Genomic DNA, 17,837 nt, shown 5'->3' with positions numbered 1-17,837 from the left:
CCTTCCACTGGCACCTGACCGACGACCAGGGCTGGCGCATTGAAATCAAGAAATATCCCAAGCTGACGCAGATCAGTGCCTTCCGCAAGGAAACGCTACTCGGCGCCCAGCAACAACTGAAAAGTCCGGCGGAGTTCAAGTATGATGGCACGCCCTACGGCGGGTTTTACACGCAAGAGCAAATCAAGGAGGTGGTGGCCTACGCCCAAAAGCGCTATGTCACCATTGTGCCCGAAATAGAGATGCCCGGTCACTCGGTGGCCATCTTGGCGGCTTACCCCGAGCTGGCGTGCAAGCCCGGCCCGTACGAAACCTGGACGAAGTGGGGCGTCAACGAAGACATTGTTTGCCCCACCGAGCCCACGTTCCGCTTCTTTGAGGACGTGCTGACCGAAGTAAGCGCCTTGTTTCCGGGCAAGTACGTCCACATTGGCGGCGACGAGGCGCCCAAAGCCCGCTGGAAGGAAAGCGCAGCGGTGCAAGAAATCATGAAGCGCGAAGGCTATACTGACGTGGAAAAAGTGCAAGGCTGGTTCAACCGCCGCATCGAGAATTTCTTGCAGAGCAAAGGCAAAAAGCTCATTGGCTGGGATGAAATCCTGGAAGGCGGCATCGCGCCAAGCGCTGCGGTAATGAGTTGGCGCGGCGAGAAAGGCGGCATCGAGGCCGCCCAGCACGGCCACGACGTAGTGATGACGCCCACCACCAACCTCTACCTGGACTATGGTCAGAATCCGCAGCCGCACAGCCCGTACGAGCCGCTCATGATTGGTGGCTACTTGCCCTTGGCGAAAGTGTATTCCTACAATCCCTTGCCCAAAGAACTTACGCCCGAGCAGCAAAAGCATATTTTGGGAGTGGGGGCCAATATGTGGACCGAATACATTACGACCCCAGAAAAAGCGGAATACATGCTATTCCCCCGCTTTCTGGCCGCCGCCGAAGTAGCCTGGACGCCCGCCGCCCTGAAAAGCTACGATGCCTTCTTGCCACGCATGGGACAGCAGTTTGCCCGCCTAGATGCCAAGAAGATCAACTACCGGGTGCCCGAGCCACTGGGCTTGGACAGCACCAACGTCGTCAAGCAGGGCAACCAAGCCGTACTCACGCTTCGTACCCTAGTGCCAGGCTCGCAGATTCGCTACACGCTAGACGGAAAGATGCCCGACGAAACCACCGAACTCTACACGAAGCCGCTGGCCGTACCCCTAAACCGGCAAATTACCGTTCGGGCGGTAACCGTTGCGCCGAACGGCCGCAAAAGTCCCCCAGCCCAACTGCTTGTCAACTAGCGTTAAAGGAGTGCAGGCTCTATCCTTTTGCAACACTCCCCCTATGATACCCACAAAAGACAAAGAGCTATTAGATCAGGAAAAGCAGTTGGCGGCTCAGGCGGCCTTGCAATGGGTGCGAGACGGAATGCTTGTCGGGTTAGGTACTGGCAGTACGGCCGCGCACTTCATCAGGCTACTCGGCGAAGTGGTGAAAGCCGGTAAGCTGCGGATTCAAGCCACTGCCACCTCAGTAGCCAGTGAAACCCTAGCCCGCCAGCTCGGTATTCCGTTGGTGGAACCCCACCGGGGCCTGCGCTTCGACCTGACCGTGGACGGTGCCGACGAGCTGGACCCGCAGCTAAACCTGATAAAAGGCGGCGGCGGCGCTTTGCTGCGGGAAAAAGTGCTGGCTACGGCTTCCGATTACATGCTCGTCATTGCCGATTCCTCGAAAGCAGTGGCCCAGCTCGGCCAGTTTCCGCTGCCGCTGGAAGTGGTTTCGTTTGCGCTGCCTTGGGTGCTGGACGCCGTGGCGGACCTCGGAGGAAACCCAGTGGTTCGGATGGACAAGAATGACCCAAACAAATACGCCCATTCCGACCAAGGAAATCTGCTGGTTGATTGCCACTTCAACCACTTGCCTAACCCCACCGAACTGGCAAGGCAACTGGAAACTATTCCGGGCCTTGTGGAGCACGGCTTGTTCCTGGGCTTAGCCCGCGCCGCCCTAGTCGTCCGCGGCGGGCAGGCGCAGGTGCTGCGGCCCGGTTCCGCGCCGCAGCCTGCCACCGACTTCACGGAGCTGCCTTAGTCCTCAAGTCTAGGAACAGGTAGTCCAGACGATAAAAAGAGCACGTCCTGCTGCGCTAAGCGCAGCAGGACGTGCTCTTTTCTGAGGGATGATGTGAAGCTCAGGTAACCTGCTGCTCTAGTTTGGAAGCTGCCGCGGTGTCAAGAAACCAGTGCAGTTCGCCGTCAGGGGGAGCAATGAGTTGGGCGGGGAAGTTGCCGATGTCCTCCTTGTCTTCCAGAATGTGGCGTACCGCAGCGGCTTTGTCTTCGCCGAAAACCAGAAACGCAATGGCGCGGGCCTGATTGATTAGCGGCGCGGTGAGGGTGATACGATGCGCTTTCAATTCCTCCACGTACACATCTTGCGCACTAGCTGTTTTGTCGCTCAGCACGGACGTGTGCGGGAATAAAGAGGCGGTGTGCGAATTGTCACCTAAACCGAGCAGTACCAAATCGAAGCGGGCTTGCTCGCCACTGAAATGCTGGTTGATGGCGGTTGTGTACGCTTCTGCGGCCTGAGCAGGAGGGAGGCTGGTGTCCACCGGAAAAGTCTGGGCCGCGGCAATGTGCAGAGGCTCAAATAAGGCCGTTTTCGCCATCAGATAGTTGCTCTGCGGGTCGGCGTGCGGGACGTTGCGCTCATCGCCGAAGAAGAAATACACCTTGGTCCAGTCCAATTGGCCTTTAAACGCATCGGAAGCCAGCAACTCATAGAACTTCTTGGGGGAACTGCCGCCCGAAAGGGCCACCGAAAAACGTCCGCGCGCGGCAATGGCCTCCCTGGCCGTGGCCACGAAGTAATCGGCCAGTTCATGCAGCACCTCGGTGGTGGCCGGAGAAATGTGAAGCTTCATTAGGCCGGTTTTTTCTTGTTGTTGACGGGGAGCGTAAACCAATGGAAACCTTCGCGGGCAATGAGGGCTTCCGCCGTTTCCGGACCCCACGAATCGGCCGAGTAATTGGGGAAATTAAGGCTCTTGCGGCCTTGCCAAGTGTTCAGAATAGGCATAATCAGGTCCCAGGCCTCTTCCACTTGGTCGCCGCGCATGAACAGCGTTTGGTCGCCGAGCATGGTGTCGAGGAGCAGGGTTTCGTAGGCTTCCGGGGCTTGGTTGGTGTAGGTGCCTTTGTAGTCGAACACCATGTCCACGGTATTCAGCACCATATCCAGGCCGGGGCGCTTGGCTTGCACTTGCAGCCGGATGCTCATTTCAGGCTGAATGCTGATGATGAGACGGTTGTGGCTGATGTTGTCGGCTGCCGAAGCCGGGAACATGAAGTGCGGTACGTCCTTGAACTGAATGGTAATCACCGAAGCCGACTGGTGCATTCGCTTGCCGGTGCGCAAATAAAACGGTACGCCTTCCCAGCGCCAGTTGTCCACGAAAAACTTCACGGCGGCAAAGGTTTCGGTGTTGGATTCCGAGCCTAGCTCTTCGCGGTAGCCGGGCACTTCCTTGCCTTCAATCCAGCCGCTGCCGTACTGCCCGCGCACCGTGGAAAGGCGCACATCTTCGGGCGAAAATCGGCGCATGGCCCGCAGCACGTCCACTTTGCGGTTGCGCACTTCCTCGGCGTTGAAGCTGATGGGCGGCTCCATGGCCACGATGCACAACAGTTGCAGCAGGTGGTTCTGAATCATGTCGCGCAGGGCGCCCGAGCCGTCGTAGTAGCCGGCCCGCTCACCAGCGCCGAGCTGCTCGGTCACCGAAATCTGCACGTGGTCGATGTGGCCGCGGTTCCAGACAGGCTCCAGAATGGAGTTGGCAAACCGGAAGGCCATGATATTCTGCACGGTTTCCTTGCCCAAGTAATGGTCGATGCGATAAATCTGCCGCTCGTTGAAGATGCGCGTTAACAACTGGTTCAGCGCCTTCGCCGACTCCAAATCGTGCCCAAACGGCTTCTCAATCACAATGCGGGTGCGTTCCGCATCCTTAGTGAGCTTGCTCTTGGCCAGGTTTTCGGCAATGATGGGAAAGAAATTCGGCGCCACCGCCAGGTAGTAGATGACGTTGGCGCGGGTGTGCCAGTCGGTTTCGTGCTGTTGAATACGAACACCGAATTCCTTGTAGGTTTCCGCGTCGTTCAAATCGGAAGCCTGGTAGAACAAGCTTTTCGAAAAGATGTCCCACTGCTCGGGCTTCACCTTGCCGCTGCGCGAAAACTGGTTGATATCTTTCAGCAGATTGGCCCGAAACTCCTCGTCTTGCAGCTTGGTGCGCCCCGTACCGATGATGGAGAATTGCGTGGGCAGCCAGCCTTCCAGATACAAATTATAAAGCGCCGGGGCCAGCTTGCGCGCGTTCAGGTCGCCGGTGCCGCCAAAGATGATGAAAATGGTCGGCTGGATTTTCTCGTTGGTATTCATGCCTGTTTACTTAACCGATAACAGATGGAAGGAGGGCTACTTGTTTGGGATTACCGGCTGCTGGCTTTGGGGCTCCTCTTCCACCTGCGCGCCCTTTTTGAAGGTCGCATCTTCGTGCTTGGGCGTCCACTGCGTATGGAAAACGCCCTCGTGTCCAATCAACTCATAAGTGTGCGCCCCGAAATAGTCGCGCTGCGCCTGAATCAAATTCGAAGGCAGACGGGCAGTCCGCAATGCCTCGAAGTAGCTCAGCGAAGCCGAAAAGGCCGGCACCGCCATACCCGCCGCTACGGCGGCCCCAACTACAGTGCGGGCACCGGGCAGCACGCTCGTTACTTGTTTTTGCACGTTTGGATCGAGCAGCAAGTGCTCCAAGTCCTTGTTTTGCTCGAAGGCATTGAAAATATCATTCAAGAACACCGACCGGATGATGCAGCCGCCACGCCAGATTTTGGCAATGGTAGCCAGCTGCAAATCATATTTTAGGTCTTTCGACGCACTAGCTAGCAGGTGCATGCCCTGCGCATACGTGACCACCATGCTGAAATAGAGTGCTTCTTCTAGTTGGCGAAGCAACTCCTCTTTGTCGCCGGAAAGTGGCGAGGCAACAGGAAGGTACAGAGTCGCCAGTTGTTCACGTAGTGCCTTGAACTTCGACAGGTCACGCATCGACACGGCGTTGTCGATGGTTGGGATGGGCAATGCTACGTCCATGGCCGATTGCGAGGTCCACTTGCCGGTACCTTTGGAACGGGCCTCGTCGCGGATATCGTCGAGCAGTAGGTGGTCGGTGTCGGGAGCTTTGTAGGCGAAAATATCCTTGGTGATGTCGAGTAGGTAGCACTGGAGCCGGCCCTCGTTCCACTTCGTAAAGGTCTCGCGGATGGCTTCGTTGTCCATGCCGAGGCCATTTTTGAGTACGCCGTAGGTTTCGGCAATCAGCTCCATCAAGCCGTACTCGATGCCGTTGTGCACCATTTTCACGTAGTGGCCCGCCGCGCCCGGACCCATGTAAGCCACGCAGGGCGCGCCATCGGCTTTGGCGGCAATGGCTTCGAACACGGGCTGCATCACCTTGTAGGCTTCCCGGTCGCCGCCGGGCATCATGCTCGGGCCGAAGCGGGCTCCTTCCTCACCCCCCGATACGCCCATGCCGAAGAAGTGCAGGCCGAGCTTTTCCAGGGAAGTAGCGCGGCGTTCGGTGTCGGTGAAGTGCGAATTGCCGCCGTCGATAAGGATGTCGCCGGGGCTTAGATACTGCTGCATCTCCACAATTACGGCGTCCACGATGGGGCCCGCGGGCACCAGCATCATGATAGCGCGCGGAGTAGCAATGCTTTGCACGAATGCCTCCGGGTCGGAAAAGCCCTCTACGGACTTACCCTCGCCTTCCTCGGTTAATAGGTCTACTTGTTTTAAACTTTTATCGTAGCCAGCCACGGCAAACCCGTGGTCAGCTATGTTCAGCAGGAGGTTGCGACCCATCGTTCCCAGGCCGATCATGCCAAAGGAGTATTTGGTTGGCGATTCGCTCATCGTTTTACGGGTTTGGTTTCGGGACTAGCCCTGGTTGTGTGGAAGTAGAAAGGCGGTAAGAGCGCCGAAAAGGTACAGTCCTTTTCTTTGATTGAACTGACTTCTACCGTTAAGATACCTTCATTGTTTAAGAAGGGATGGATTAAGCGGCTAATTGAGCTCTTAACGTGTAAATCCACCGGACGGTGGACGTAGCAAGTGTTTCCGCCTTGGCTGGCCTGCACTTGCCTTCAACTCGGATGCAGGCTAGCATTCGTTGGGGTTATGCGCGACCGGCAAGTTGCCCCGCCACCTACCGAAGAGTACAGGAGGGTTCGGGGCTGCTACCGTGCTTTCTTGTAGTGTCTTCCATCTTCATTTCGGTAGCAGTGGCGCGAACTTTCCAAGGAGTTTTCTGGCTGATGGTAGCGTGGTGGTTGGCATTAGCGCCCGATGCCCGCGCGCAGGTGCTCCGGCAGCCCATTCCCGATAAGCTGGTGGTGCTCACCTTCGATGATGGCGTCGTGAGCCACGCCACGGTGGTGGCGCCACTGCTCAAGAAGTACGGCTTCGGCGGCACGTTCTTCGTGTGCGAGTTTCCGCCCGACTTCGCCGACAAAACCAAGTACATGAGCTGGCCGCAGATAGCGCAGCTGCACCAGGCGGGCTTCGAGGTGGCCAGCCACACGCTCACGCACCGGCACGTAAACAAGCTGACGGCCGCCCAATTCAAGGCCGAGCTAGACTCGATAGAAAAGCGCTGCGCCACCTACCGGATTCCCAAGCCCACCACCTTCGCGTACCCCGGCTACGACACGCACCTTACTTCGCTGCCGGTGCTGCAGGCCCAAGGCTACCAGTTTGCCCGCGCCGGGGGCCGCCGTGCCTACGACCCCGCCACCGACCATCCGTTCCTGATTCCGAGTTTCAGCACCGCCATTGCCGATAAGCTCGATATCAAGGCCGTAGTGCAGCAAGCCCGCAACGGCAAAATCGTGGTGCTCACGGTGCACGGTGTACCCGACAATGCCCACGAGTGGGTGACGACTCCGCCGGCACTGTTCGAGGAGTATCTGAAGTATCTGCACGACAACCACTACCAGGTTATTGCCCTGCGCGACTTAACTCGGTACGTGAACGTGCCGCGGGCGCTGCAAACCCTGCCGCCAAACTACGAGCACCTGAAATAACCATCAACCACCTTCCCCTTCCCGCCCATGAAAGCAACCCGTTCCCTAACCTTGCTAAGCGGCCTTGTGTTGCTTGGAATGAGTGCGCAGGCCCAGAAAACCCTTGCTACCGGCTCGCAGAAGCCCATGGCCGCCGCCGAATGGATAGACCAAGCAACCGGCCATAAAATTGTGCGCTTGAGTGACCTGTCGGGGGAGAATGAGAGCTTCTACTTTCACAATAACCCCTTCGTGAAGCAGTTGGGCAAGGAAGGCGACAAGATGGTGTACTACCACAAAAGCCCGCAAGGCAAGCAGCTGTACGTGGTGAACCTGAAGACCCGGCAGAGCGAGCCGCTAACCCGCGCCTTTGCTGCGGTGAGCGGGGAAATTCTGGCTCCCAAGCGGCGGGAGGTGTTTTACCAGACCGGCGACAGTGTGTACGCCACGCACGTTGATACCAAAAAGACCCGGCTGGTTTTCGTGTTCCCCGCCGATTTCAAAGCCTCCATCACCACGCTCAACGCCGACGAAACGCTGCTTGGCGGCGCTTGGTCGACGGACGAGGAAAAAGTTATCTTCAAGCAGTACCCGGCCAAGAGCGACTACTTCAACCGCATATACGAAGCCAAGCTGCCGCGTACGCTCTTCACCGTGAACGTGCAAAACGGCGCTATCACCAAGCTCTTCAGCGACAAAGCCTGGTTAAACCATGTGCAGTTTTCGCCCGCCGATCCGCAGTTGCTCATGTTTTGCCACGAAGGGCCCTGGCACAAAGTGGACCGCATCTGGACCATCGACACCAAGACCAAGGACGTGAAGCTGGTGCACAAGCGCACGATGGACATGGAAATTGCCGGCCACGAATTCTTCGCTCCCGACGGCAAAACCATCTGGTTCGACCAGCAACTCCCGCGCGGTGCCACCTTCTACGTAACCGGCACCGACCTCAAGTCGGGCCAGGAAAAGCAGTACCAATTAGAGCGCAACGAATGGTCGGTGCACTACACGGTTTCGCCCAACCAAAAGCTATTTGCCGGCGACGGGGGCAACGAAACCGCCGTGGCCAAGGCGCCCGATGGCAAGTGGATCTATTTGTTCCGGCCCGAGGGCAACAAGTTTAAGTCGGAGAAGCTGGTGAACATGAAGCAGCACGAGTACGCCCTGGAGCCAAACGTGCACTTTTCGCCCGACGAGAAGTGGATTATTTTCCGCGCCAACTTCGAGGGCAAAAGCCAGATCTATGCGGTGGAAATTGTTAAAGCCTCTTTGTAGATGTTGAGTCGGAGGGCTTTTTTAGCGGGGCTGGTGCTGGCCCCGTTTGCGCGGACCGCAGCGGGCTACTCGGCGGGTCGGCTGCTCGACTTGCCGAAGCACAGCTTGTCGAAATTCAGCAAGCACCTGAAGCCCGTGGGGCGGGCCCTGGAACTGCCCGATTGGTACGTGTGGTGCAACTCGCCGATTTACGGGCCCGATGGCAAGGTGCACGTATTCTTCTCGCGCTGGCCCAAGGTCAAAGGCATGGGCGGCTGGATCAACAGCTCGGAAATTGCGCACGCCGTGGCCGATTCGCCCACGGGCCCGTTTCAGTACCTGGAAACGGTGCTGGCGCCGCGCGGGCCGGGCTACTGGGATGCCACCACGTGCCACAACCCGAGCATTCAGTTTGTGGATGGCAAGTACTGCCTGTTTTTCATGGGCAACTCCAACGGCAAAACCGACACCAAGCGCATCGGCCTGGCCACGGCCGACTCGCTCAACGGCCCCTGGCAGCGCCCCGACCAACCCCTACTCGAAGCCGGCGAAACGGGCGCCTGGGATGACCATTGCACCACCAATCCGGCTTTCATCAAGCACCCCAACGGGCAGTATTGGCTGTACTACAAGTCGTGGAACACGCAGGACTACCTCACGGCCAAAGACCCCACCATCCGGGGCAACCGCAAGTACGGCTTGGCCGTGGCCGAGCAGCTAGAAGGTCCCTACGTGAAATACGCCGGCAACCCGGTCATCGACTTCTCGAAGCAAGGCAACAACAAGCAGTTCGAGGATGCCTTTGTGTGGCGCGAGCAGGACCGTTTCAAGATGCTGGCCCGCGACATGGGCGTCTACAACCACGAAGTAGGGCTGTATCTGGAATCCAAGGACGGCAAGGAGTGGACGTTTCCGAAAGTGGCTTTTTTGCCTTTGCGCGAGTACGGCGTGCAGGAGTCACCCGCCCCCGCCAACCTCAAGCGCTACGGCCGGCTCGAACGCCCACAGTTACTCATGCGCAACGGCAAGCCGGAGTACCTGTTCGGTGCCTCGCAAGGCGGCAAAAGCATGACGGCTTCCGCGTTTGTATTCAAGATTACTTAGAGCTGCTTACTAGGCCGCCTTGCTTGCTCTAGCGTCCGCGGAGGGCAACGAAGCCGAAGCATCTGGCGTGCTAAGTTGGCGTTGCCAACGCAGCTGTCCTGCCGAGCTTGCCGAAGCATTTTTACTGCTTCTTTGCACCGGCTCACAACAAGCAAGCGGCAGGGCACCGGCTGGCGCTGTGGGTCGGTTAGCGTCTGTCCTTCCGAGCTTTTTCGACTTTCGGACCTCAGCTTGGCACTGGGAAAAGCCGTTTACCGGCTCGTTTCAAGTAGCTCAACTGCTTGAAACGAGCCGGTAAACGGCTAACCTAGACGCGCCACCTAGCTGTTCATGCCGCCGTCGATGGTAAGGATGGAGCCGGTTACGAAACGGCCTTCCTCACTGGCAACCCAGGCGGTCAGGGAGGCTATATCCGCGCCTTGGCCAAACTCGGGAATTGCCATCTGGGCGCGGAGCCAGTCGGAATAAGGGCTATCGGCGGGGTTCATATCGGTGTCGATGGGGCCAGGCTGAATCAGGTTCACGGTGATGCGGCGCGCGCCTACGTCGCGGGCTAAGCCCTTGGTGAAGCCGAGCAGGGCGGCTTTGGTGGTGGCGTAGAGCGTGGCGTTGGCGGTGGGTACTCGCTCGGCCAGGTTGCTGCCGATAGTAATGATGCGGCCACCGGCCACCATATGCGGTAACGCCGCCTGGGCCGCCACGAAAGGCGCCTCCACGTGCACCGCTAGCAGCTGCCGAAACTCGGTGAGCGTATATTCCTCGAAAGGCTTATTGCTGGAAATACCGGCGTTGTTGACTAGAATATCAACCCGGCCAAAGGTAGCCGCCACCTGCTCGACAGCCGCCGTGACGGCCCCCGAATCGGCACTGTCGGCTTGCAGGGCCAGAACCCGGAGCCCTTGTTGCGTGAGTTCGGTGGCCAGGGCCTCCGCTTTGGCAGTGGAGCTAACGTAGGTGAAAGCAACGGCCGCCCCTTCTTGGGTTAGGCGCCGGACAATGGCCGCGCCAATGCCGCGGCTGCCACCCGTAACCAGGGCGACTTTGTTGGTGAATCGGGACATACTGGAATCAAAGAAGAGCCGCAACTGTGCATCGAGGCATTGATAATGGAAAAGCAGGGGAGGGCTAGACGGGGGCGACCCTACGCATAACACATAGCGGTTCGCAGGGGCACTGCCCAACCTGCCACCGCCGAAAATTTGTCAAGCTTGTTGTCGAGGTCACAAACTCGAGCCTGCGTCAGTAGTACTTACCGGCTTGCTGAAGCTGCCCGGGCTTGCAATGCTGCGGCCAGCAGGTGTGGCGCGCTGGTCCACTCTACATCCGGGTAGCGGTTGTTGTCGAGCGGGTCGTGCTGCACGCTGATCATGCTCAGATTATACTGCATCTGTTGCCACGCGGGGTAGAGTTCCAACTCGCCTTCCGGGTGTGCGGCCCGCGCATGCTGGATATGCGTCGCCAGTTCCGCCCGGCTGCCCATGCGGACCAGCGCAAACGGTTCCGTGGTTACTTGCTCGCCAACCGCCGCCAGTTCGCGGGCGCTAAGCTGAAAACTGGCGATGCGTAGAAGCCGCGGGGTGGTGGGGTCGAGGGCCGCCGCCGCTGTGTAAGCAGCCGTGTCGTCCATAGTGGTGAAGTCGATGCGCCAATCGGCATCTTCCCAATACCCGACGCTTTTCTTCTTGAAATCGAGCAGAGGGATATTATAAGTTAGAATCTCGCCGAAGGCTCCGTTGAGGATGGAGGTGGCGGCAATGGGCGCCTGGTCGAGGCGCTCTTTGAACTCGCGACGCAAATCGAAGTTGCGGTTTTCGCCGGCGGGCAGCTTGGTGAAATCGGTCGAGAAGTCGGAGGGGATGAAGCGGGGTACCCCGGCGGCCACGGCCGCATCAAGCAGCGCCGATTGGGCGTCTACCACCACGTCGTACAAACCCTGCAAGGCCGAAACCACGCAGGCTACGCCCGTGCAGGCTGCCGTGAGCTGCGCCACATCGTTCATGTCCACTAGCACAACTTCCACCCCGCGGGCCGTTAGCTCCTCTATTTTTCTGCCGTCGGAGCTAGGGCGCACCAAGGCCCGAACGGCCGCGCCGCGCATAAGCAGTGCCTTGCTAATTCGGCCGCCGAGTTCACCCGTCGCGCCGGCTACTAGAATAATAGGTTTCATTTGCTTTGTGGGTTTAGGAGCGTGAAAAGCGCTCTTCTTGGATGCCACAAAGGTTGTTGCTCTCGTTTCCGGGCCTGCGCTACTTCTTGCTTTCTTCTTTCAAATTCTTGCTTTTCTCGCCCCGCCTAGCTGCGTTGAAACTCGCGCGGGCTCTGGCCCACGCTGCGCTTGAAGGCCGCCGAAAAGTGGGCCGGCGAAGCAAAGCCCAACGCATCACTAATGGCGGCAATGGGAGCATCAGCGGCGCGCAGCAACTGCCGGGCCCGCCGGATTTTCCAGCTTATTACGTACTGATAGGGCGAGGCGCCCGTGGTTTGCTTGAAGCGGCGGGCAAAGTGAAACACGCTCAGATTCGCCAGCCCAGCCATGGTTTCCAGCGTTACGGGGGCATCGGCATGAGCCTCCAAGTACGCCTCAAGGCGCGCCAGCACCGAGCTAGGTAGTTGGGGGCCGGCAGCAACGCGCCGCTCGTAAGTGGCGTGGTGCTCAATCAGCTGGCCGCACAGCGCGTTGGTTAGCATCTCGACGTAGAGCTGCCCCAGCGTATGGTGCGCCCCCACGGCGCCTAGTAGCTGCCGCCCTAGTTCACTCAGTAGCGCATCCTCGAACTTGTACCGGTCGCGCAACCCGAAGTGGGTGAGGTCCATGCCCTGGCGGGCCAGGTTTTCCAGGTACTGATTGTCAAGGTACAAGTGAATCGTGTCGGTTGGCCCGCTGCAAACTATTGCGCCGTATTCGCCGCCGGGGTACAACCCGGCATCACCGGCCCGAAATACCGCTTCCTCCACGCGGCTACCCTGCTGCCGGCGCGAGGTCACGGGCGCAACTCCCTGGTGCAGCAGCAGCAGGTGTTGCTCGTGGTAGTGCGCAGGCAGCTCTATCGAGTCTAGCTGGTGCCGCTCCACCCGCAAACCCGGCCACGCCAGGTCCTTGCTGCTTACAAGTGCCGGGCGGGCATACATTTCGGAATCGTATTTCATCGGGGCAGTAGAAGGGCAGGCGAATCAACATTCAACCGGGGGCCGCCTTGAATGTTCAGCTCGTAAACTCGGCTCTGATACCGGGGAGGCAGGGCGCAAGAAGTTGAGTATTCCTATTCTTTATTGAATAATAAATTTCACTTGAAACAGCTAAGCCGGTACGGTACAGGAGAGTTTCGGAGCGCTGATAAAATAGCTTCGTGTTGACTAGAGTAGTCATTAGCAGCTCTTTGATTTTAAAACCTACCCATACTGCTCATGAAAAAAAACTACAAGCGGCAGCACGGCCGGTTCGCGGTGTGCTTGCCCCTGCTGCTCCTGGCCGGGCCCGGAGTAACCGCAGTACAAGCCCGCCCGTCAACCAAGATGGTAGTGGAATGGCAGATAACGGGCCGCGTGGTTTCCAAAACCAACGAAGGCTTGCCGGGCGTAACGGTGGTGCTCAAGGGCACGACGGTTGGTACTTCGACGGGCGCTGACGGCACCTTCACGCTGTCCGTACCCGAGAAAGCCGGCACGCTGGTATTGAGCTATATTGGCTTCCAAACCAAAGAGCAAAGCTTCACGGGGCCAGGACCCGTCACGGTAACACTGGGCGAAGACGTCAAGAACCTCGATGAGGTAGTGGTAGTGGGGTACGGCACGCAGAAGCGCGGCGACGTAACCGGGGCTATTGCTTCGTTTGATGCCGAGAAGCTGACTGAGCGCCCCGTAACCCGCGTCGATCAGGCGCTGGTGGGGCAGCTGGCGGGCGTGCAGGTCAAGCAAACAACGGGCGTGCCCGGCCGGGGCTTTTCGGTGCAGGTGCGGGGCTCGGGCTCCATTACCGCCAACAACGAACCCCTGTACGTTATCGACGGCTTCCCGCTGGAATCGGCGTCGCAGAACTCGTCGGGCCGCTTTGGCACGGGCAGTCCGCTCGACAACATCAACCCCAACGACATCGAGAACATCGAGGTGCTCAAAGATGCGGCGGCGGCGGCCATTTACGGTTCAAGAGCTGCCAACGGCGTGGTGCTCATCACCACCAAGCGCGGGAGGTCGGGCAAGCCCAAAATTAACTTCAACACCTACGCGGGCTTTGTGCAGGCGGTCCGCAAGCTGGATATGCTGAATTCCGAGGAGTGGGTTGACCGCTCCATCGAAATAATCAACGCCAACTGGGTTAATTCCGGGACGGGCCGCCGTGCCGACCAGACCACGGCCGAGCGCCAAGCCGTTTTGCGGGTAAATACCATCAACCCAAGCCTGATGATCGACGAGCGGTGGCTGCAACCGGACCATCCGGGCCTCGATTACGTGGACTGGCAGGACGAGGCGTTCCGCACCGGCTTCACGCAGGACGTGCAGCTTTCGGCCAGCGGGGCCAGCGACTTCGTGAACTACTACGTATCGGGCGACTACCAGAAGCAGGACGGCGTGGTGATTGGGCTGGGCTACAAGCGCTACTCGGCCCGCGCCAACGTGGAAGTGAAAGCCAGCGACAAGTTCAAGTTCGGCTTGAATCTGGCGCCGTCTTTTTCCGTCACCTCCGACCCCGGGGTGGAAGGCAAAGACAATTTGATGCAAAACATCATTTCCACCTCGCCCGTGGTGGAAAGCGCGGCCGGCCTGAACACCAACACCGGCAACTTCACCAACTACGCCTGGGGCTTCACGCGCAACAGCCCGATTCGGGTGCTGGAAAACGCCATCGGCGACACCCGCACATTGCGCACGCTGGGCACCATCTACGCCGAGTTTCAGCCCATTAAAGGCTTGGCTTTCCGCTCGACGGCCAACCTCGACAACACCGATGCCGAGTCCAAGGCTTACAGCCCGGCCTTCGTGAACGGCAGCCTGGGCAACCGGCAAGCTACCGGCTCCTTCAGCAATTTCCGCAAGCAAACCTTTGTGACCGAGAACACGCTGACGTATACGAAGACGCTCGGCGGCAAGCACGATCTGACGGGGCTGGCCGGCTATTCCTACAACTTCACCAAGCTGAACGCGCAGGCCTTATCGGCCTCCAACGGCTTCGTGAACAGCGCCGTCACGACGCTCAACGCCGCGACCACCATCAGCGGCACGGCCAACAACTTCACCACCGAAACCCAGAACGTCCTGATTTCCTACTTCGGGCGCTTGCAGTACGCCTTCGCCGGCAAGTACTTGGCGTCGGCCAGTATTCGGCGCGACGGCTCGTCGCGGTTCGGCGAAAACACCAAGTTCGGGGTGTTCCCGGCGGCTTCGGTGGGCTGGCGCATCTCGCAGGAGAACTTCATGCAAAACCTGACCCCAATCAGCGACCTGAAGCTGCGGGCCAGCGTGGGCTACTCCGGCAACAACGGCATCGGCGACTACAGCAGCATTGCCACGCTCGGCATCTACAACTACACCTACGGGGGCACGCAGTTCAACGGGCAGGCTCCCAACCGCGTCAACAACCCCAACCTGAAGTGGGAACGGTCGCGCACCTACGATGTGGGCTTTGATTTCGGGGTGCTGAAAAACCGCATTACGGGTTCGTTTGATTACTACACCAAAACCAGCAAAGACCTGCTGCTCAACATTCCGGTACTGGCGGGCGCGGGCTTTCCTACGCAGCTCACCAATATCGGCGAAGTGCTGAACCGGGGGCAGGAACTGGAACTAACCAGCCGCAACTTGGTGGGCGCCTTCCAGTGGACTACCTCCGTGAACGTGAGCCACAACACCAACAAGGTGGTGCGGCTGGGCGCCGAAAATGCTCCCATTCAGGTGCTTTCGGCCTTTGATATTCCCAACAACATCTTGCAGGTAGGCCAGCCGCTCTACAGCATCTACGTGGTGAAGCAGGATGGTATTCTCACTGATGCCGACCTCAATAATCCTGATGTAAGCCAGCGTGCGGCCCTCTACGGCCCGCAAACCGTGGGCGACCCGAAGTACGTGGACTACAACGGCGACGGGAAGATCGACGCCAACGACCGCCAGATTGTGGGGCACCCCAACGCCGACTATAGCTGGGGCGTCACCAACAGCTTCAAATACAGAGGTTTCGATTTGAGCTTCCTGGTGCAGGGCCAGAATGGGGGCTCGATCTACTCGCTGTTCGGCCGGGCCGTTGACCGCACCGGTACCGGCCAGCCCGACAACGTGCTGGGGCTCTACCGCGACCGGTGGCGCTCCCCCGACAACCCCGGCGCCGGTTTGCGGGGCAAAGCCTACTCCACCTTCGGCCGCATCAAAAACACCGACTGGCTGTACTCGTCGGACTACTACCGGATTCGCAACATCACGGTGGGCTACGACCTCGGGCTGCTCATCAAGAAGAGCGTGGCGCAGGGGGCCCGCCTCTACGTAACGGCCGAGAATTTCTTTGGGCGCGACAAGTACACCGGGGGCCTCAACCCCGAAGCCGTAAACACCGCCGGCGGCGACGACAGCTTCCCAGTAGGCGTGGACTATGGCGGGCTGCCCTTAACCAAGTCGCTGATTGTAGGGCTGAACCTCACCTTTTAAGCTTCGCCTTTACCTTCCCGTATCCAATGAAAAAGACGATATATCTGCTAGCGGCAACTGCCTGGCTTGCGCTAAGCGGCTGCGAGAAAGAGCTAGACCAAAATCCGCTTTCCAGCGGCTCGACCCCTACTTTCTACCGCAGCCAAGCTGATTTCGACCAGGCGCTGGCCGCGGCGTATCAGCCGCTCACCGGTTACGCCAGCCGGGCCCTGAACCTGTCGGAAACCCGCTCCGACAACATCTACGGCGTCGATGACTTGGGCGTGCGTGATTGGGCGCCGGTCAACAACTTCTCGACGGCCCTGGCCAACAACCCCTACGTTTCGGAGGCGTGGAGCACCAATTACCGGGGCATTTTCCGGGCTAATACAGTGCTGGACCAACTAGCCCTAAACGGTAGTGTGGTGAGCGACGCCGCCCGCCCGCGCCTCGAGGGCGAGGCCAAGTTTCTGCGCGCCTTCTACTATTTCGACTTGGTCCGCTACTTCGGCAAGGTGCCTGTCTACGAAGCCGCTTTGCTGCCCGATGCCGTAGCCAAAATCCCGCGTAGCCCCGTGGAAGACGTGTACAAGCTGATTATTGCCGACCTGCAAGCGGCCATCAGCTCACTGCCCGCCACCTACGACAACGCCGTAGCAGCCGAGAAACCCAATGTGGGCCGGGCCACGGGCAACGCCGCCAAAAGCTTGCTGGCACTAGTGTACCTAACCCGTTCGGGCCCGACTTACGGCATCGAGGGGCCGGGTTTGAACACCAACGAGTACAGCCTAGCTTTGCCGCTGCTCAACGACGTGCTCAACAGCGGCAAATACTCGTTTCTGGCTTCCTACCCCGACATTTTCTCGTACACCAACGAAAACAACCGGGAGGTAATCTTCGATATTCAGTTTCAGGGCGGCGGCACCGGCCTGGGCAGCGACTTTCCGGGTTTGCTGGTGCCCGATGCGTACTTCACATTCCTAAGAATACCCTACGCCTCGGGCGGGCTTGAAATCCGGCCCATTTCCAATGAGCTGCTGAACTCGTATCCGGCCGGCGACGTGCGCAAGACCTTCAACTTTGCGGAGGGCTACCTGAGTACCACCGGCTTCCGCGAAACGCGCTGGTTAATGAAGAAATACCTCAATGAAAACCTGCGGGGCCCCGGCCGCCTCGACTGGCCCATCAACTGGATAGTGCTCCGCTACACCGACGTGCTCATGATGAAGGCCGAGTGCATTCTGCACGGCGTGGGCGGCACCCAGGCCGACGTGGACGCTATTGTAAACCAAGTGCGGGCCCGCGCCGGCGTCACGGCCCGGCTTACCAACGTGACGCTGCCCCAGCTCATGGAGGAACGGCGCCGCGAACTGGCCGGGGAAGGCTCCCGCTGGCACGACCTGGTGCGAGAAGGTTTGGTGCTGACGAAGATGAACGCCTGGATTCCGGTGGAAGACACCCGCAAGCGCATGAGTCTGATGACCGCCGACCAGATTATCTACCCAGTGCCGCAGTCGGAGCTAAGCGCCGCGCCTGGCCTCTATGAGCAGAATAGGGGCTACTAAAAACAACAAGTGAAGTGAGGAAAGCGTCATGCTGTGGTTCTGCCCGGCATGACGCTTTTTTGTTTTCGGCTAGTGTATTTCGGGTGGAGCGGTTCGTTGGCCCTGCTGGTAGTTGATGCTCTAAAGCACTGATTGATTGGCTAATGCCACTTAGCAGTGCCGCTAGGTAAGGTAGCGCCTTCTC

13 protein-coding genes are annotated in these 17,837 nt (G+C 59.0%); 7 read left to right on the top strand and 6 right to left on the bottom strand.

Annotation, left to right across the window (positions count from 1 at the left end; genetic code table 11):
* Together ACFE7X_RS12515 and rpiA are read left to right on the top strand one after the other, a co-directional pair.
* Positions 1-1,292: beta-N-acetylhexosaminidase (locus ACFE7X_RS12515; RefSeq protein ID WP_375436011.1), on the top strand; the 1,292-nt coding region annotated here is incomplete at its 5' end.
* Between the two features lie 43 nt (positions 1,293-1,335).
* The gene (gene rpiA / locus ACFE7X_RS12510; protein ID WP_375436010.1) at positions 1,336-2,085 is read left to right on the top strand and encodes a ribose-5-phosphate isomerase RpiA; all 750 of its coding nucleotides are present in this window, start codon (positions 1,336-1,338) and stop codon (positions 2,083-2,085) included.
* A gap of 100 nt (positions 2,086-2,185) precedes the next feature.
* Here the strand turns inward: rpiA and pgl are convergent, their stop codons facing one another.
* The 3 genes from pgl to gndA are packed head-to-tail and all read right to left on the bottom strand — an operon-like array spanning position 2,186 to position 5,973.
* Positions 2,186-2,920, bottom strand: a complete 735-nt coding sequence (gene pgl, locus ACFE7X_RS12505; RefSeq protein ID WP_375436009.1) for a 6-phosphogluconolactonase — start codon at positions 2,918-2,920, stop codon at positions 2,186-2,188.
* On the bottom strand, positions 2,920-4,437 hold the full coding sequence (zwf, locus tag ACFE7X_RS12500; protein WP_375436008.1) for a glucose-6-phosphate dehydrogenase: 1,518 nt from the start codon (positions 4,435-4,437) through the stop codon (positions 2,920-2,922). Before zwf ends, pgl begins: the two co-directional genes overlap by 1 nt.
* 36 nt (positions 4,438-4,473) lie before the next feature.
* Positions 4,474-5,973, bottom strand: a complete 1,500-nt coding sequence (gndA, locus tag ACFE7X_RS12495; protein WP_375436007.1) for an NADP-dependent phosphogluconate dehydrogenase — start codon at positions 5,971-5,973, stop codon at positions 4,474-4,476.
* Between the two features lie 341 nt (positions 5,974-6,314).
* Between gndA and ACFE7X_RS12490 the strand changes: the two genes are divergently transcribed.
* The 3 genes from ACFE7X_RS12490 to ACFE7X_RS12480 are packed head-to-tail and all read left to right on the top strand — an operon-like array spanning position 6,315 to position 9,479.
* On the top strand, positions 6,315-7,142 hold the full coding sequence (locus ACFE7X_RS12490; protein ID WP_375436006.1) for a polysaccharide deacetylase family protein: 828 nt from the start codon (positions 6,315-6,317) through the stop codon (positions 7,140-7,142).
* A gap of 27 nt (positions 7,143-7,169) precedes the next feature.
* The gene (locus ACFE7X_RS12485) at positions 7,170-8,396 is read left to right on the top strand and encodes an oligogalacturonate lyase family protein (protein ID WP_375436005.1); all 1,227 of its coding nucleotides are present in this window, start codon (positions 7,170-7,172) and stop codon (positions 8,394-8,396) included.
* Positions 8,397-9,479 (top strand): glycoside hydrolase family protein, encoded by a 1,083-nt coding sequence (locus ACFE7X_RS12480; protein WP_375436004.1) that lies wholly within the window; start codon positions 8,397-8,399, stop codon positions 9,477-9,479.
* 320 nt (positions 9,480-9,799) lie between these two features.
* On the opposite strand, the gene ACFE7X_RS12475 is transcribed toward ACFE7X_RS12480, so the two are convergent.
* The 3 genes from ACFE7X_RS12475 to ACFE7X_RS12465 form a co-directional block, all read right to left on the bottom strand.
* The gene (locus ACFE7X_RS12475) at positions 9,800-10,540 is read right to left on the bottom strand and encodes a 3-oxoacyl-ACP reductase family protein (RefSeq protein ID WP_375436003.1); all 741 of its coding nucleotides are present in this window, start codon (positions 10,538-10,540) and stop codon (positions 9,800-9,802) included.
* A 188-nt stretch (positions 10,541-10,728) separates the two neighbouring features.
* Complete coding sequence (locus tag ACFE7X_RS12470) at positions 10,729-11,646, bottom strand: NmrA family NAD(P)-binding protein (RefSeq protein ID WP_375436002.1); 918 nt, start codon at positions 11,644-11,646, stop codon at positions 10,729-10,731.
* 125 nt (positions 11,647-11,771) lie between these two features.
* Positions 11,772-12,626 carry a helix-turn-helix transcriptional regulator gene (locus tag ACFE7X_RS12465; RefSeq protein WP_375436001.1) on the bottom strand — a complete coding sequence of 285 codons (855 nt, stop codon included), beginning with the start codon at positions 12,624-12,626 and terminating at the stop codon, positions 11,772-11,774.
* Positions 12,627-12,884: 258 nt separating this feature from the next.
* On the opposite strand from ACFE7X_RS12465, the gene ACFE7X_RS12460 reads away from it, so the two are divergent.
* Both ACFE7X_RS12460 and ACFE7X_RS12455 read left to right on the top strand, forming a co-directional pair.
* Positions 12,885-16,109: a SusC/RagA family TonB-linked outer membrane protein gene (locus tag ACFE7X_RS12460; protein ID WP_375436000.1), complete on the top strand. Its 3,225-nt coding sequence runs from the start codon at positions 12,885-12,887 to the stop codon at positions 16,107-16,109.
* 26 nt (positions 16,110-16,135) lie between these two features.
* Positions 16,136-17,653 (top strand): RagB/SusD family nutrient uptake outer membrane protein, encoded by a 1,518-nt coding sequence (locus ACFE7X_RS12455; RefSeq protein WP_375435999.1) that lies wholly within the window; start codon positions 16,136-16,138, stop codon positions 17,651-17,653.
* Positions 17,654-17,837: the final 184 nt, after the last annotated feature.

The organism is uncultured Hymenobacter sp. (assembly GCF_964242765.1).
In the GTDB taxonomy this organism is placed as follows: Bacteria; Bacteroidota; Bacteroidia; order Cytophagales; family Hymenobacteraceae; genus Hymenobacter.
Note: the sequence above shows the minus strand (reverse complement) of the source record. Positions and strands in the feature narration are given on the sequence as shown.

Bases quoted from the DNA above. Each gene is read 5' to 3' on its own strand.
- rpiA (WP_375436010.1), top strand. From the start codon at position 1,336: ATGATACCCACAAAAGACAAAGAGCTATTAGATCAGGAAAAGCAGTTG.
- pgl (WP_375436009.1), bottom strand. From the start codon at position 2,920: ATGAAGCTTCACATTTCTCCGGCCACCACCGAGGTGCTGCATGAACTG.
- zwf (WP_375436008.1), bottom strand. From the start codon at position 4,437: ATGAATACCAACGAGAAAATCCAGCCGACCATTTTCATCATCTTTGGC.
- gndA (WP_375436007.1), bottom strand. From the start codon at position 5,973: ATGAGCGAATCGCCAACCAAATACTCCTTTGGCATGATCGGCCTGGGA.
- ACFE7X_RS12485 (WP_375436005.1), top strand. From the start codon at position 7,170: ATGAAAGCAACCCGTTCCCTAACCTTGCTAAGCGGCCTTGTGTTGCTT.
- ACFE7X_RS12480 (WP_375436004.1), top strand. From the start codon at position 8,397: ATGTTGAGTCGGAGGGCTTTTTTAGCGGGGCTGGTGCTGGCCCCGTTT.
- ACFE7X_RS12475 (WP_375436003.1), bottom strand. From the start codon at position 10,540: ATGTCCCGATTCACCAACAAAGTCGCCCTGGTTACGGGTGGCAGCCGC.
- ACFE7X_RS12470 (WP_375436002.1), bottom strand. From the start codon at position 11,646: ATGAAACCTATTATTCTAGTAGCCGGCGCGACGGGTGAACTCGGCGGC.
- ACFE7X_RS12465 (WP_375436001.1), bottom strand. From the start codon at position 12,626: ATGAAATACGATTCCGAAATGTATGCCCGCCCGGCACTTGTAAGCAGC.
- ACFE7X_RS12460 (WP_375436000.1), top strand. From the start codon at position 12,885: ATGAAAAAAAACTACAAGCGGCAGCACGGCCGGTTCGCGGTGTGCTTG.
- ACFE7X_RS12455 (WP_375435999.1), top strand. From the start codon at position 16,136: ATGAAAAAGACGATATATCTGCTAGCGGCAACTGCCTGGCTTGCGCTA.